Here is a 15,468-nt window from a genome sequence, read left to right as displayed (position 1 = left end):
GTCCCTTCGATGTCCCGCAAATCCCGTTTCAAGGCCTCCGGCGCCAACGACGCCTTGTTCGCCGGCGTCTGCCTGGCCGCCATCGCCGTCTTCGGCCTGGCCTCCCATGCCAGGGCCCAGGCGGTCGATCCCACCACGGCCCAGAACCCCAGCCAGTCGGTCGCCGCGTCCTGGTCGCCGGACGTGGCCTTCAACCTCGCCGTCGGCTCGGACTACGTGTTTCGCGGCGTCAGCCAGACCGAGGAAGACCCGGCCCTTTCCGGCGGTGTCGATCTGACCTTCGGCCAGGGCTATGTCGGGGCCTGGGCCTCGACCGTGTCCTTCCCCGGCGACGGCGACACCGATGCGGAGATCGACCTGTACGGCGGCGTCCGGCCCGAGGTGGCCGGCTTCACCCTCGACCTCGGCGTCGTCGGCTATCTCTATACGAACCAGCCGGACGGGGCGGACTACAGCTATGGCGAGGTCAAGCTGGCCGCGTCGCGCGCCGTCGGCCCGGCCACGCTCGGGGCCGCCGTCTACTGGTCGCCGGACTTCTTCGGCGCGTCGGAGGACGAAGCCACCTATGTCGAGGCCAACGCCGCCTTTTCCCCCGCCGACCGCTGGACCGTGTCGGGCGCGGTCGGTCGCCAGTTCGTCTCCTCGGACTTCGACTACACGACCTGGAACGCCGGCGTGACCTATGCCCTGACCGAGACCCTGGGGCTGGACGTGCGTTATTCGGACACCGACGAGCACGAGTTCGGCGACATCTATGGCGCGCGGGCCTTCGCGTCGCTGAAGGCGGTGTTCTGATGTTCAACCAGCTTCGTCCCGCGGTCGTGATGGTCGCCCTGTTCACCCTCCTGCTGGGTCTGGCCTATCCGCTGGGCGTCACCGGCCTGGCGCAAGGCCTCTTCCCGGCCCAGGCCAACGGCAGCCTGATCCGCGACGCGGACGATCGCATCGTCGGCTCGGCCCTGATCGGCCAGCCCTTCGTCCAGGCCGGCTATCTGCACCCGCGCCCCTCGGCCGCCGGCGACGGCTATGACGCCTCGGCCTCGTCGGGCTCCAACCTGGGACCGCTGAACCCCGGCCTGGCCGACCGCATCCAGACCGACGCCGACGCCCTGCGCGCCGAGACGGGGGCGACGGTCCTTCCGGCCGACGCCGTCACGACCTCGGCCTCGGGCCTCGACCCCCACATCTCTCCGGCCTACGCTCGCCTGCAGGCGGCGCGGGTGGCGCGGGCGAGAGGGATCGACGTGGCGACGGTGCAGCAGGTGATCGATGCGAATACCGAAGGGGCCCTGCTGGGCTTCATCGGCCAGCCGCGCGTCAATGTGCTGCTGACGAACCGGGCGCTAGACGCCCGCTTCCCCGCCGCGACCTGATCTTGGCGGACCAGCCGCCTCCGCCCGATCCGTCCAAGGTCGCCGCCCGACGGCCGAAGCGCGGCCGGCTGAAGGTGTTCCTCGGCATGTCGCCGGGGGTCGGCAAGACCTATGAGATGCTGCGCGCCGCCCGACGCCGAAAGGCCGAGGGCGGCGACGTCGTGGTCGGGGTGGTCGAGACCCACGGTCGGCGCGAGACCGAGAGCCTGCTGCGCGGCATGGAGGTGATGCCGCGCGCCCCCATCGACTACAAGGGTCGGGCCCTGATGGAGTTCGACCTTGACGCGGCCCTGGCGCGCAAGCCTGACCTGCTGCTGGTCGACGAATACGCCCATTCCAACGTGCCCGGCTCGCGCCACCCCAAGCGCTGGCAGGACGTCGAGGAAATCCTGTCGGCCGGCATCGACGTCTGGACCACGCTGAACGTCCAGCATCTGGAAAGCCTGTCCGACGTGGTGCTGCGCATCACCGGGGTGCGCCAGCGCGAGGCCGTGCCCGACAGCGCGCTCAGCGGGGCGGACGACATCGAGGTCGTCGACATCACGCCCGACGAGCTGCGCAAACGCCTGTCCGAGGGCAAGGTCTATGTGCCCGAGACGGCGCGCTTGGCTTCAGAGAATTTCTTCAAGGTCGAGAATCTGACGGCCCTGCGCGAGATGGCGCTGCGCCGGGCGGCCCAGACGGTCGACGACCAGCTGCTGGCGACGCTGCGCGAGCGGGGGGTCGAGGGGCCGTGGGCAGCGGGGGAGCGGATCCTGGTCCTGGTCGGGGGCAACGCCATCGCTACCTCCCTGGTCCGGGCCGGGCGACGCCTGTCCGACATGACCATGGACGCCCCCTGGACCGTGGCCCACGTCGAGCGGCCCAACCGGCCCGTGTCCGGCCCCGGCGGCCGGACCCGGATCAGCGAGGCCTTCGCCCTGGCCGAACAGCTGGGCGGCCGGACTTTGGTCCTGACCGGGGACGACGTCGTCCGGTCGGTGATGGACTACGCCCACCGCAACAACGTCACCCAGATCGTCATCGCCAAGGGCAGGGACAGCCGCCTCAGCGAGATCCTGGGGCAATCCCTGGCCGCCGAGCTGCTGCGCTCCGCCCGGGGCGTCGCCCTGCACATTATCACCGAGCCGGCCGGCGTCGCCACCGAGCGGCCGACCCGGGGCCCCGCGACGGCCCGGCTCGCGCACTGGCCCGGCTATGCCGCCGGCGCGGCCTTCATCCTGATCGCCACCGCCCTCGCGCTCGGGCTCGACCGGGTGTTCGAGCGGGTCGATCTGGGCGTCCTCTACCTGTCCGCGGTGCTGGCGGCGGGGGTTCTGTACGGGCTCAGGCCGGCGCTGGCGGCGGCGACGGTGGCCTTCCTGACCTACAATTTTCTGTTTCTGGAGCCGCGCTACTCTCTCCTGATCGGGTCGCCAACCGATATTCTCACCCTCATCGTCTTCTGGGCCGTGGCCTTGGCGACGGGCGGACTGGCCGGCCGGGTGCGCGATCAGGCGCGCAATGCCCAGCGCCGGGCCGCGGCGGTCTCGGCCCTGCTGGCCGCCAGCCAGGCCCTGGCCGACGCCGAGGACCGGCTGCAGACCGCCCAGGTCCTGGCCGAACAGACCGCCGCCGCCGCGGGCGGGAAGGCCATCGTGTTTCTGCCCCAGGACGACGACATCGTCCCCGTCGCCGGGGCGCCCGACCTCGAAGCGCTGGACGCCGCCACCCTGGCCGCCGCCCGCTGGGCCTGGGAGCGGGGCGAGCCCGCGGGCCGCGGCACCGGAACCCTGCCGCAAAGCGGCTGGACCTTCCGTCCGCTGCAGGGCGTCAAGTCCCGGGCGGGCGTGGCCGGGATCGAGGCCGGGGCCCTGGCCCCCGGATCGGACGAGGAGCGGCTGGCCCTGGCCCTGCTGGATCAGGGGGCGGTGGCGCTGGAGCGGGCTCAGCTGGCCGGCGATGCGGTGGAAACCGAGACCCTGCGCCGCACCGATCGCTTTCGCGGGGCCCTGATGAACTCGGTCAGCCACGACCTGCGCACCCCGCTGTCGACCGTGCTGGGGGCCGCCACCACCCTGATCGACTATGGCCCGACCCTGAAGCCCGAGGTGCGCCGGGACCTGCTGCTCAGCATCCGCGAGGAGGCTGAACGGCTCGGCCGCTACGTCGGCGACCTGCTGGACATGACGCGGCTCGAAGGCGGGGCGCTGAACATCAAGGCCGACTGGACCGACGTCCGCGATGTCCTCAACGCGGCGGCCGAGCGGGTGTCGCGCCGACTGGGCGCGCGCCAGCTGACGCGCGACTTCCCGGCCCGGCTCAGCGCGGTCAGCGTGGATCAGGGGCTGCTGGAACAGGCCCTGGTCAACATCCTGGAGAATGCGATCGCCTACAGCCCCGACGGCTCGACCATCGAACTGGCGGCCTATGAGGACCGGGGCTCGGTGGTCATCAGCATTGAGGACGAGGGCCGGGGCATCCCGACCGCGGCGCTGGAACTGGTGTTCGACAAGTTCCGCCGCATGCAGGAACAGCCCGACCGCTCCAAGGGCGCCGGCCTGGGCCTGGCCATCGCCAAGGGGTTCGTCGAGGCCATGAACGGGAAGATCGCCGCCGCCAGTCCGATCGCGGACGATCGCGGCACCCGGATCCTGATCCGCCTGCCGAAATCGATCTCCACCCATCCGGACCTGCTATAGGACCTCATGTCGGCGACCAGACCCCGCATCCTCGTCATCGACGACGAACCCCAGATCCACCGCTTCCTGTCGCCCGCGCTGGACGCCGCAGGCTATGAGCCCAAGCGCGCCGACAGCGGCCAGGAGGGTCTGCGCGGCATCGCCCTGTGGAGCCCGGACGCCGTGGTTCTGGACCTCGGCCTGCCCGACATGGACGGCAAGGACGTGCTGAAGCGCGCCCGCGAGTTCTACGCCGGCCCGATCATCATCCTGTCGGCGCGCGACCGCGAGGCCGAGAAGATCGAGGCCCTGGACCTGGGGGCGAACGACTATGTCGAGAAACCCTTCGGCGTCGGCGAACTGCTGGCCCGTCTCCGGGCCGGCCTGCGGCGGGGGGCGGACCCGACAGCGCCCAAGGGCCCCATCGTCGCCGGCGACGTGACCATCGACCTGGATCGCCGGCTGGTGACGCGGAACGGCGCGCCCGTGCGTCTGACGCCCAAGGAGTACGACCTGCTCGGCCACCTCGCGCGCCATGCCGGCAAACTGGTCGGCCACGCCGATCTGCTGACCGCCGTCTGGGGCGCGGCCCACGCGGCCGACAGCCAATATCTCCGCGTCGTCATCGGTCAGCTGCGCCACAAGCTCGAAGCCGACCCGGCCCAGCCGATGCTGATCCTGACCGAGCCCGGCGTCGGCTACAGACTCACCACCTGAGCGAACCTCAGCGTCGGCCGATGCCGAGAATGTCCTGAGCGCGGTCGGCCCGGAAGGAAGCCTAGCGCCGCGAGCCTTTGCCGAAGGCGCGGGCGGTCAGGGTCTGTTTCAAGCCGGCCAAGGCCCCCAGACCGGCGACGGCCACCAGGCCGGCGGCCAGCGCAGGATGGGTGTGAGCCCCGGTATAGAGGCTGAAGGGACGACCCTTCTGCTCGCCCTGTTCCAGACGGGCGCCGTCGTTGGTCGATGTATCGAGGTTGTCGGGGCGGGCCGACGGCTCGGGACGGGCGCGGTCCAGCAGGGCCAGGTCGGTGAAGCCGGCCAGTCGGTCGAACAGGTCGGGGGAGAGGGTCGAGGCGATCACCTGCAGCCGCCCCGCGGCGCCGACCGTCAACGCGCGCACCGGGGTCTGCGCCGCGTGAAGCACCGCTTCCGCCACCACGTTGGGGGCATAGAGCGGCGGCGGCAGCCGGGCCTTGGAGCCCGTGAGATTTCGCCCGTGCTGGGGGAAGGGGGTGCCGATGGCGCTGGGCTTGATGAGGCTGACGGAGATCGGGGCTTTCGCCCGCAGCAGTTCGATCCGAAGCGCGTCGGTGTAGCCCTTCACCGCGTGCTTGGAAGCGGTATAGGCCCCCAGCAGCGGCCCGGCGAAGTCCGACTGGATCGATCCCATGTTGATCAGGGCACCGGACCCGGGCCGGGACTGGAAGTGGCGGACCGCGGCTGTGGAGCCGTGCACGACGCCCCAGTAGTTGGTCTGGAACAGGGCCTGATGGTCCGCCAGGGGCGTGTCGATCAGGGGCGCATAGATACCGACACCGGCATTGTTCACCCACGTGTCGAACCCGCCGAACGTCGCCACGGCGAAGGCGCTGATGGCCTCCACCTGGTCCGCATCCCCCACGTCGGCGGCGAAGCCGGCCGCGCGCAGCCCGTTGGCCTTCAGCGCGTCCGCTTCCGTCTCGGCCGCCGCGCCATCGCGCGCGACCAGAACCACGGCGGCTCCGGCCGCGGCCGCGCGGCGCGCCGTCGCCAGCCCGATGCCCGAGGTGGCACCCGTGATGACGATGGTCTGCTCAGCCAGAGGCTTCAGCGTGATGGCGCTCATGATCGCTCCTTGGGTCGCTGAGCAAACGAGGGGTCGCCGGGCCCGTTCCTGCGACACGTTGGCCGCACCGCGGGCATCATGCGGATCAGCGATCGCTCGCATAACCCCGCGACGGATGGCTATAACGACGACCTGGCCTCGGTCCTGACGGGGCTGAGGTCCGCGACGTTCGACCTGTAGCCCCGCGCCGGAGCGATGATGACACAGCCCACGACCCTTGCTGATTTCCTCCAGGACGCCGGAATACCGGCCGCGCTGCGCGAGGGGCTGCTGAGCGTCGCCGACGCGTGCCGCGACATAGCCGACCGGGTCGAACGCGCGCCCCTGACGGGTCATCTGGGGGCCCTGCAGCAATCCAATGTGCAGGGCGAGACCCAGAAGGCGCTGGACGTCATCGCCAACGACATCTTCCTGGATGTGTGCGGAGCCTCGTCCGCCTTCGCGGCCCTGGCGTCGGAAGAGATGGAACAACTTTGGGCGCGGGAGGGCCGGTCCGACGGCCCCTATCTACTGGTCTTCGACCCGCTGGACGGGTCCAGCAACATCGAGATTTCCGCGCCGGTCGGAACGATCTTCTCGATTCTGCCGCGCCTGGACGACCGGATCGGCGGCACCGTGCTGGAGGCCGAGTTTCTTCAGCCCGGATCCCGTCAGGCGGCGGCGGGCTATGCCCTCTATGGGGCCCAGACCCTGTTCGTGTTCAGCGTTGGATCCGGGGTCGCGGGATTCACCCTCGACCGCGCCGATGGCAGTTGGCGGCTGACCCACCCGGACATGCGGGTGCCGCCCCTGAGCGCTGAATACGCCATCAACGCCGCGCACCGTCGGCACTGGGATCCGGGGATCCTGTCCTATGTCGAGGCCTGTGAAGCCGGGGCCTCGGGGCCGCTGGGCCGGGACCGGAACATGCGCTGGAGCGGGGCCATGGTGGCCGACGTCCATCGCATCTTGGTGCGCGGCGGCGTCTTCCTGTATCCGGCCGACCGCCGGCCGGGGCAGGCGGCGGGCAAGCTGAGACTGCTGTACGAATGCGCCCCGGCGGGGTGGCTGATCGAGCAGGCCGGGGGACGCGCCAGCGATAGTCGAACGGCCATCACGGCGATCCGGCCCGGGACGCTGCATCAGCGCGTCCCGATCGCGCTCGGCTCCGCGGATGAGATCGCGACGTTCGAAACCTATGCCGGCGCCGAGGACTGAGGGCCAGCGGGATCGTCGCGCGTAACCTCTCGGCCGCTGGCGCATTGAGCGGGGTCTGAAGCCTGTCCGGAACGCCATGCCCGATCCCTATATCCTGATCCTGTTCGTCGTCGGATCGCTGATCGCGCTCGTGGCCTGGCTGCCGCTGGTGTTCCGGCGCGCGCCCCTGTCGCTGCCGATCGTCTGCGTCGCCCTGGGGGCCGGCATCTTCAGCCTGCCGCAGGTGACGATCGACCCCACACCGCAAGCCTATCCGGACATCACCGAGCGACTGACCGAGTTCGTCGTCATCATCGCCCTGATGGGGGCCGGGCTGAAGATCGACCGCGTGTTCAATCTGAAGCGCTGGGGTGTCACCTGGCGCCTGCTCGGCATCACTATGATGATCTCGATCGCCGCCATCGCGGGGTTGGGTTACGGCCTGCTGGGCCTGGGCCTGGCCGGAGCCATCCTGCTGGCCGGCACCCTGGCCCCGACCGATCCCGTTCTCGCTTCCGACATTCAGGTCGGGGCCCCGCAGGAAGGCAAGGAGGACGAGGTCCGCTTCGGCCTGACCTCGGAGGCCGGGCTGAACGACGGCCTGGCCTTCCCGTTCGTCCATCTGGCCATCGCCCTGGCCCTGGTCGCGGCGGGCCAGAAGACGGACTGGTTCGTCGAATGGTTCACGGTCAACGTGCTGTGGGAGACCGGGGCGGGCCTTGTGATCGGCTGGGCGATGGGTTGGCTGTTCGGCCGCCTGACCTTCATGGAGCCGTCCGATACCGGTTTGGCGGCGACGCGCGATGGCTTCATCGTGCTGGCGGCGACCTTCATCTCCTATTCGGTGACGGAGATGCTGCATGCCTACGGGTTTCTGGCGGTCTTCGTCACGGCCCTGGCCTTCCGCCACGCGGACCGGGACCATGAGTTCCACGTCCAGATGCACGACTTCATCGAGCAGATCGAACGCATGGCCATGATGGTCGTGCTGGTGCTGTTCGGCGGGGCCCTGGTGTCCGGCCTGCTGGCCCCGCTGCGCCCGATCGACGTCCTGGCGGCCGTGATCATCGTGCTGGTGGTGCGGCCGGTCGCGGGATTGATCGGCTTCATCGGCTGGCAGGCACCGATGCGCGAGAAGCTGATCATGGCCTTCTTCGGCATCCGCGGCGTGGGCTCGTTCTACTACCTCGCCTATGGGCTGAACGCCGCGCCCTTCGCGGGCGGCGACCGGCTGTGGGCCCTCGTCGGCCTGATCTGCCTGATGTCCATCCTGCTGCACGGCATCACCGTCACCCCGGTCATGCGATGGTTCGACCGCAGCCAGGGGCGCGACCCGGACGCGGACGCGGACACGGACCAGGCGACGAACTCGGGTCGAGGGGCCTCGGCCTGAGGCTGGCCTAGGCTTGGGTCTTGTCGACCGGGTCTCTCGAAGCGGAGTCGAACCGCTCGTCCGCGCCGCCGAAGGTCGCCCAGTCCGATCCACCGGGGGGCGACGGCAGGCTGTCGAGGATGTCGTCGCTCGGATTGGCGTCGATGCCGCGGCCCTGGCGATGGATATGGGCCTTGGCGATCATATTGGCCGACACGGGGGCGGTCAGGAACAGGAACAGAGCGATCAGAAGTTCGTGCGCCGAAAAGTCCCCGCCCCGGGCCGGGAAATAGATCATGGAGGCGATCAGACAGGCCCCGACCCCCAGGGTGGTGGCCTTGGTCGGTCCATGCAGCCGGGTCATGACCGAGGGCAGCTTGGCCAGGCCCCAGGACCCGATCAGGGCGAACGCCCCGCCGACCACTAGCAGCAGCGAGATCACAATTTCGGCGAACAGGTTCATTCGACGATGTCCCCCCGCAGCAGGAATTTGCAGTAGGCCACGGTGCCGACGAACCCGACCATGGCCAGCAGCAGCGCCGCCTCGAAATAGGCCGAGGTCGCATAGGCGATGCCGAACAGCACGATCAGGGCGATGGCGTTGATGGTCAGGGTGTCGACCGCCAGGATCCGGTCCGCCGATAGGGGCCCTCGCCACAGGCGGAACAGGTTCAGCAGGATCGACAGGCTGACGCAGACGAAGGCGAAGCCCAGCGCGACGGGCAGGATCGATCCAATCATGTGAATACCTTCAGGAGACGGCCTTCATATCGGCGTTTCATGCGGGCGACCTCGGCCTCCGGATCGGCCACGTCCAGGGCATGGACCAGCAGGAAGCGGCCGCAGCTCGAGATGTCGCTGGAGACCGTGCCGGGCGTCAGGCTGATGGTGGCCGCCAGGGTCGTGATCGCCTCAGGCGAGCGGAGCGCCAGCGGGATCACCAGCCACTGGGCCCGTAGATCCCGATTGCGTCGTGCCAGAATGATCCCGGCGACGTGGAAATTGGCGATGACGATGTCGAACAGGACGATGCCGACATACCCGATCAGGGCACGGCCGAACCGCACCTTGGGTTGGTCCGGCCAGAAGCGGCTGATGTAGAGCGGCACCAGAACCCCGAAGACAAGGGCGAGGAACAGGGCCCCGAAACTGAAGGCGTTGACCAGCAGCATCCAGACCACGACCAGCATCGCGCTCAGGCCGGGATGAGGGAAGAGGCGGCGGATCATCGGCGGCCTCCGGACTGCGGACTTAGGACGGCCTCGATGTACGGGCCCGGCGCGAACAGCTGCGCGGCGGTCGCCGCCGTGTAGCGGCTGATCGGCCCGGCCAGCATCGTAAGCCCGGCCAGCGTCAGCAGCAGGGCGGCCGCCGCCCCGATCCCCCCGCGCGTCCCACGCAGGGCCCGCAGTTCGATCTCGCCCTCGACCGACGCGCTCTTCCAGAAGATCAGGCTGCCGGCTCGTGCGAAGGCCAGCACGCCGATGACGGTGGTGATCAGGATCACGCCCCAGATCCAGGCCGCCTGCGGTGCGGCCCGCACCCCGTCCAGCACCAGCAGCTTGCCGACGAAACCGGACAGGGGCGGCAGGCCGACGACGGCGATGGCGGCCAGGAAAAACAGACCCGACAGGATCTCGCTCTGGCGGAACCGGGGAGCCAGGGTGATCGCGTCGCCATGCTGGGCCCGCCGCTGGGCGATCAGGTCGACGATCAGGAACAGGGCGGCCCCCACGAGGGTCGAATGCAGGATGTAGTAGAGCGCCGGTCCCATGGCCTGGACGGTGAACACCGACACCGCGCACAGCACCGTCCCCATCGAGCCGACCACGGCCCAGGCGGCGAGATCCCGCAGCCCTCTGGCCGCGAACATCCCGAGGAAGCCGATGACGATGGTCACCAGCGCGGCGGGCAGCAGCCAGGGCCCCGTCAGGAAGGCCAGCCCGCCCGCGTCTTCGCCGAAGATCAGGGTGCTGGTGCGGATGATGGCATAGGCCCCGACCTTGGTCATGATGGCGAACAGGGCGGCGACCGCCCCCGTCGTGGCCGCATAGGTGCCGGGCAGCCAGAAATGCAGCGGCACCAGCGCCGCCTTCAGCGCGAAGACCGTGGTCAGCAGCAGGGCGGCGGCGGCGATCAGGCCCTGATCCCCCGCCGGGGCGGCGGCCACGCGCACCGCCAGATCGGCCATGTTGAGCGTGCCCGTGACCCCGTACAGCAGGCCGACGGCGACGAGGAACAGCGTCGATCCGACCAGGTTGATGATCACATACTGGACCCCCGCCTTCAGCCTCTGGCCGCCCTGGCCGTGCAGCATCAGGCCGTAGGAGGCGATCAGAAGGACCTCGAAGAAGACGAACAGGTTGAACAGGTCGCCGGTCAGGAAGGCGCCGTTCAAACCCAGAAGCTGGAATTGGAACAGGGGGTGGAAATGCCATCCCTTGCGATCCGTCCCGGTGCTGATGGCATAGACCATGACGATCAGCGCCAGGACCGCGGTCAGCAGCAGCATCATCGCCGACAGGCGGTCGAGCACCAGGACGATGCCGAAGGGCGCGCGCCAGTTGCCCAGGGCATAGCTCTGGACCCGGCCCCCATCCGCCTCGTTCACCAGCACGGCGGCGACCAGGATCAGGATCAGGCAGGACCCGATCGAGCCAAACCGCGACAGGGTCAGGCGATGGCGCAGCAGCAGAACCATGCCGGCACCCAGGACGGCGGGCAGAATGAGGCTGGCGACCACCCACCAGGAGACCATCAGGCTCATTGGTCGGCCTCCGCATCCGGGCGGCCGTCGACGCGATCGACGCCGGTCTCCAGATAGCTGCGCAGGGCCAGGACGACGACGAAGGCGGTCATGCCGAAGGCGATGACGATGGCGGTCAGGACCAGGGCCTGGGGCAGGGGATCGGTGTAGCTTTCCGCCGCCTTGTCGTAGAGCGGCGGCCGGTCGATCACCAGCCGCCCCATGGCGAACAGGAAGACGTTGATCGCATAGGACAGGAAGGCCAGGCCCAGCACGACGGGGAAGGTGCGTCGCCGCAGGACCAGATAGACGCCCGCCGCCGTCAGGACGGCGATGGCCGAGGCGATCAGGAACTCCAGGCTGATCATGGCTGCGCCTCGGTCGAGGGCGCGCGCAGCGTCGCGCGGGACGGGTCGACGTCCATCGCCGCATCGGCCGGTAGCGGCTGCTGTTTCTCGGCGCTCTGGGCGACCCGGGACAGCTGCGCCAGGGCCAATATGACGGCGCCGATGACCGTCAGCGCCACCCCGACGTCGAACAGCATCGCGGTGGCCAGCTCGAACGTGCCGATCACGGGCAAACTGAAATAGCCGAAGGCCGTGGTCATGAAGGGGGCCCCGAACAGCAGCGACCCCAGGCCGGTCGCCGCGGCGATCAGCACCCCCAGCCCGATCAGGGTGTGGTGGTCCGCCCGCAGCCGCTGCGCCGCGAACTGGTAGCCCGAGGCCATGTACTGCATCAGGATGGCGATGGAGATGATCAGGCCGGCGATGAAGCCGCCCCCCGGCTGGTTGTGTCCCCGCAGGAAGATGTAAAGGCCGACTATCACCGCCAGCGGCAGCAGCAGGCGGGTGGCGACCACCAGCATCATCGGGTGATGCTCGGGCGAACGCGGCGTCTCCGGCACCCAGGCCAGGATCCGGCGTCCGCTGGCCCCCGTCCCCACGGTTTCGAGCAGGGAGAAGATGGCCAGGGCGGCGATGCCCAGGACGATGATCTCGCCGAAGGTGTCGAAACCCCGGAAATCGACCAGGATGACGTTGACGACATTGGTCCCGCCGCCGCCCGAATAGGCGTTCTCCCAGAAATAGCCGGAGATGCTGTCCAGCGGCCGGGTCATGACGGCCCAGGCCGCGCCCCCCACGCCCAGGCCCGACAGCACGGCCAGACCGCCGTCGCGCAGGCGGCGGGGCAGGCCGCTCTCGCGCGGGCTGGTCTTGGGCAGCAGGTTGAGGGCCAGCAGCATCAGCAGGATGGTGACCACCTCGACCGAGATCTGTGTCAGGGCCAGGTCCGGCGCGGACAGGTGGACGAAACCCAGCGAGATCACCAGGCCGACGATGCCGATATAGATCAGCGACAGGTAGCGCGCGCGGTGATGGCGCAGCACCAGAACCGTCGCCGTGATCAGCGCGGCCCAGGCGACGATCGCCATCGGTGAGGCCGGAGTCGTCGGCCGGTCGCCGGCGACGAATTCGAAACCGGAAAAGCCGGCGAAACCGACCACAACGGCGGTGCCGATGAACAGGGCGATGTAGCGCTCGAGCGAGCCGTTCTGGGTCCGGTCGGTGAAGGCCACCGCCGCCCGGGTCGCGGCCCCGAGCGCGCGATCGAATAGGGCCTTGGCATCCGCCAGCACCAGACGATGCCACACAGCGGCGATCGGTCGATGCGCGGCCAGAATGATCGCCCCAAGCCCGATGGCCGCGAGGCTCATGAACAGGGCCGGGGTCACGCCATGCCACAGCGACAGCGAATAGTAAGGGGTCTCGCCCCCGATGACAGCCCGCGAGACGGCCTCGACCAAGGGGCCGGCGACGACGGCGGGAAACAGACCGATGGCGACGACCAGGCCGACCAGAACAGCGGGCGGGCCCCACAGGCCGATGCCGGGATCATGCGGAGGCTTCGGATAGTCCGTCCGCATTCTCCCGAAATAGACGTGGACGATGTAGCGCAGTGAATAGGCCACCGAGAATGTCGCGCCGAGGGTGGCCAGGGCCGGCACCAGCCAGGGCTGGCTCCACCAGACGGTATGGGCCGCCTCCTCCAGCATCATCTCCTTGGAGATGAAGCCGTTCAGCGGGGGAATCCCCGCCATCGACAGGCCGGCGACGACCGCCAGGGTCGCCGCGATCGGCATCAGGGTCGCCAGACCGCCCAGCCGCTTGATGTCGCGCGTCCCCGCCTCGTGATCGACGATGCCCGCGTTCATGAACAGGGCGGCCTTGAAGGTGGCGTGGTTGAGGATGTGGAACACCCCCACGACCGCCGCCATCGGCGTGCCGAAGCCGAACAGCATGGTCAGGAAGCCCAGATGGCTGATGGTCGAATAGGCCAGCAACCCCTTCAGGTCGTCCTTGAACAGGGCCACGACGGCGGCGAACACCATGGTCACCAGACCCGTCGTCGCCACGAGGTAGAACCATTCTTCCGTGCCTGACAGCACCGGCCACAGCCGCGCCAGCATGAAGATGCCGGCCTTCACCATGGTTGCGGAATGCAGATAGGCGCTGACCGGCGTCGGGGCGGCCATGGCGTGGGGCAGCCAGAAATGGAACGGGAACTGGGCCGACTTGGTGAAACACCCGCCCAGGATCAGCAGCAGGGCCGGCAAGTACAGCGGCGAGGCCTGGATCGCCTCGCGGTTCTGCAGGATCGCCGTCAGGTCGTAGGAGCCGGCGATGTCGCCCAGGATCAGCAGCCCGCCGATCAGCGACAGCCCGCCCGCGCCTGTGACCGCCAGCGCCATCCGCGCCCCCTGTCGCCCCTCGGGCAGATGCCGCCAGAAGCCGATCAGCAGGAAGGACGACAGGCTGGTCAGCTCCCAGAAGATCAGCAGCAGCAGGACGTTGTCCGACAGGACGATGCCCATCATCGCCCCCTGGAACAGCAGCAGATAGACGAAGAACCGCCCCATCGGATCGGCCTTGGCCAGGTAGAACCGGGCGTAGACGATGATCAGCAGGCCGATGCCCAGGATCAGGCCGGCGAACATCAGGCCCAGCGCGTCGAGGAACAGGTTGAGGTTCAGCCCCAGCAGTGGAATCCAGTCAATCCGCACCTGAACCACCTCGCCCGCCAGCACGGCCGGGGTGAGCGTCCCAAGGATCACCAGCGCGGCCAGGGTCACGGTTCCGGCCGCCAGGGCGCTGGCATTGCGACCCGCGCGAATGGCCACGGCCGGTGCGAGGGCACCGATCAGAGGCAACAGGGCAAGCACAAGCAGCAAGGATCGACCTTTTCGGCGCTAGGGTTCGAGTCTGGAGCGCGCTCCGTCCGGAGACGTCGCGGAGACCTTAGGCGAGACGTCCCCGGGGTGGCGACCCCGAAGCCCCCAAAAGGGCCGGCGAGCACCAGCGGGCCGGTGTCATGGGCCCGAGCGGCTGGAAAGCGTCGGCGTTACAACGGGCGGGGACCAAGCCGTTGCGCGCCTTTTCCCCGATCCCGCCTAACCCGGTCGCCACTCGCTCAGGGTCGCCCCCGACGCGTCCTCGAAGGCGACCTTGTCCAGCTGAACGGCGGCGACGCACACGGGGCGCTGGTCGGGTCCGGCGGCACGGCACTGGATCGCGCGCCCACCCGGGAAACCCACGATCCGCCCTTCCAGAAGCAGTCGATAGCCCTGAGACGGAGAGGCGAGAGGCTGATCGCCCTGCGGCCGCACGGTGTGTTCATAGGCCTTGCCGTCGCGCCGGCCCAGGCGGGATCCGCCCGCCTCGAAAACGGCCGCCAGGCCCAGGGTCTGCGGCGAGGGCGCACCCTGGGTTGGCGTCAGCGGATCGAGATGAACCACCGGACAGGCCTCGGTCGTCAACCAGGGGCGGGCCACCCAGAACCCCTCGACCGCTTCCCAGCCGGAAGGCGAGGCCGTCGCGCCCGCTGGCGTGACGAGGTTCGAGCCGGTCCAGTCGGCCGGAGCGAGACGGATGCGGATCGTGCGCTGGTCGGGCCCCCAGGCCCATTGCGCCAGTCCGGTCGCGGGGGCGTCCGGGGTCGAGGGGCCGTTGCAGGCGAAGGCCATGCGGATGGCGAAACTCCGGCCGATCAAGGGATCGGGCTGTGTCTCGACCCGACCCTCGGCGTAGGCCTGCTCGGCCCGTCGCGCGGCGTTCAACAGATCGACGCGGCTCAAGGCGGTCGCCGGAACCGGAACCAGGGCCGGTGCAGGGGCGGCCTCCGGGCTGGGAACCACCTCGGGGCTTTCGGGGGCGGGGCGGTCGCACTGGATCAGCAAAAGGCTGACGGCGATGGCGGCGGCCGTCGTCGAGACGGACCGGCCGCACGCATGCGGGGACTGACGTGCCATGTTGTCT

General features: G+C 69.4%; 14 protein-coding genes. 6 read left to right on the top strand and 8 right to left on the bottom strand.

Annotated elements, in window-relative coordinates:
* Positions 1-9: 9 nt before the first annotated feature.
* The 4 genes from BZG35_RS16255 to BZG35_RS16240 are packed head-to-tail and all read left to right on the top strand — an operon-like array spanning position 10 to position 4,750.
* On the top strand, positions 10-795 hold the full coding sequence (locus tag BZG35_RS16255) for a TorF family putative porin (protein WP_253189205.1): 786 nt from the start codon (positions 10-12) through the stop codon (positions 793-795).
* The gene (kdpC, locus tag BZG35_RS16250) at positions 795-1,373 is read left to right on the top strand and encodes a potassium-transporting ATPase subunit KdpC (RefSeq protein WP_077357257.1); all 579 of its coding nucleotides are present in this window, start codon (positions 795-797) and stop codon (positions 1,371-1,373) included. Before BZG35_RS16255 ends, kdpC begins: the two co-directional genes overlap by 1 nt.
* The gene (locus BZG35_RS16245) at positions 1,373-4,054 is read left to right on the top strand and encodes a sensor histidine kinase KdpD (RefSeq protein WP_077357255.1); all 2,682 of its coding nucleotides are present in this window, start codon (positions 1,373-1,375) and stop codon (positions 4,052-4,054) included. Before kdpC ends, BZG35_RS16245 begins: the two co-directional genes overlap by 1 nt.
* A 6-nt stretch (positions 4,055-4,060) precedes the next feature.
* On the top strand, positions 4,061-4,750 hold the full coding sequence (locus BZG35_RS16240) for a response regulator (protein WP_077357253.1): 690 nt from the start codon (positions 4,061-4,063) through the stop codon (positions 4,748-4,750).
* Between the two features lie 61 nt (positions 4,751-4,811).
* On the opposite strand, the gene BZG35_RS16235 is transcribed toward BZG35_RS16240, so the two are convergent.
* Positions 4,812-5,858: an SDR family oxidoreductase gene (locus tag BZG35_RS16235; RefSeq protein WP_077357251.1), complete on the bottom strand. Its 1,047-nt coding sequence runs from the start codon at positions 5,856-5,858 to the stop codon at positions 4,812-4,814.
* Between the two features lie 198 nt (positions 5,859-6,056).
* Here BZG35_RS16235 and BZG35_RS16230 point away from each other — a divergent pair, with 198 nt between their 5' ends.
* Together BZG35_RS16230 and BZG35_RS16225 are read left to right on the top strand one after the other, a co-directional pair.
* A complete protein-coding gene (locus BZG35_RS16230) occupies positions 6,057-7,055 on the top strand; it encodes a class 1 fructose-bisphosphatase (protein WP_077357249.1) in 999 nt (332 codons plus the stop codon).
* A gap of 76 nt (positions 7,056-7,131) precedes the next feature.
* Positions 7,132-8,427: a sodium:proton antiporter gene (locus BZG35_RS16225; RefSeq protein WP_171981989.1), complete on the top strand. Its 1,296-nt coding sequence runs from the start codon at positions 7,132-7,134 to the stop codon at positions 8,425-8,427.
* A 7-nt stretch (positions 8,428-8,434) separates the two neighbouring features.
* On the opposite strand, the gene BZG35_RS16220 is transcribed toward BZG35_RS16225, so the two are convergent.
* The 7 genes from BZG35_RS16220 to BZG35_RS16190 all read right to left on the bottom strand — a co-directional run bounded on the left by BZG35_RS16220 (position 8,435) and on the right by BZG35_RS16190 (position 15,461).
* On the bottom strand, positions 8,435-8,869 hold the full coding sequence (locus tag BZG35_RS16220) for a Na+/H+ antiporter subunit G (protein ID WP_077357245.1): 435 nt from the start codon (positions 8,867-8,869) through the stop codon (positions 8,435-8,437).
* Positions 8,866-9,147: a K+/H+ antiporter subunit F gene (locus tag BZG35_RS16215; protein ID WP_077357243.1), complete on the bottom strand. Its 282-nt coding sequence runs from the start codon at positions 9,145-9,147 to the stop codon at positions 8,866-8,868. The genes BZG35_RS16220 and BZG35_RS16215 overlap by 4 nt, the downstream gene beginning before the upstream one ends.
* Positions 9,144-9,635 (bottom strand): Na+/H+ antiporter subunit E, encoded by a 492-nt coding sequence (locus BZG35_RS16210; RefSeq protein ID WP_077357241.1) that lies wholly within the window; start codon positions 9,633-9,635, stop codon positions 9,144-9,146. Before BZG35_RS16210 ends, BZG35_RS16215 begins: the two co-directional genes overlap by 4 nt.
* Entirely contained in the window at positions 9,632-11,173 is a 1,542-nt protein-coding gene (locus BZG35_RS16205; protein ID WP_077357239.1) for a monovalent cation/H+ antiporter subunit D, read from the bottom strand. The genes BZG35_RS16210 and BZG35_RS16205 overlap by 4 nt, the downstream gene beginning before the upstream one ends.
* Entirely contained in the window at positions 11,170-11,511 is a 342-nt protein-coding gene (locus BZG35_RS16200; protein WP_077358219.1) for a Na+/H+ antiporter subunit C, read from the bottom strand. The genes BZG35_RS16205 and BZG35_RS16200 overlap by 4 nt, the downstream gene beginning before the upstream one ends.
* A gap of 5 nt (positions 11,512-11,516) precedes the next feature.
* Positions 11,517-14,375, bottom strand: coding sequence for a monovalent cation/H+ antiporter subunit A (locus BZG35_RS16195; protein WP_253189360.1), 2,859 nt, complete (start codon positions 14,373-14,375; stop codon positions 11,517-11,519).
* A 228-nt stretch (positions 14,376-14,603) separates the two neighbouring features.
* Positions 14,604-15,461: a hypothetical protein gene (locus BZG35_RS16190; RefSeq protein ID WP_077357235.1), complete on the bottom strand. Its 858-nt coding sequence runs from the start codon at positions 15,459-15,461 to the stop codon at positions 14,604-14,606.
* Between the last annotated feature and the right edge of the window lie 7 nt (positions 15,462-15,468).

The sequence above is a fragment of the Brevundimonas sp. LM2 genome (assembly GCF_002002865.1).
Lineage (GTDB): Bacteria > Pseudomonadota > Alphaproteobacteria > Caulobacterales > Caulobacteraceae > Brevundimonas.
Note: the sequence above shows the minus strand (reverse complement) of the source record. Positions and strands in the feature narration are given on the sequence as shown.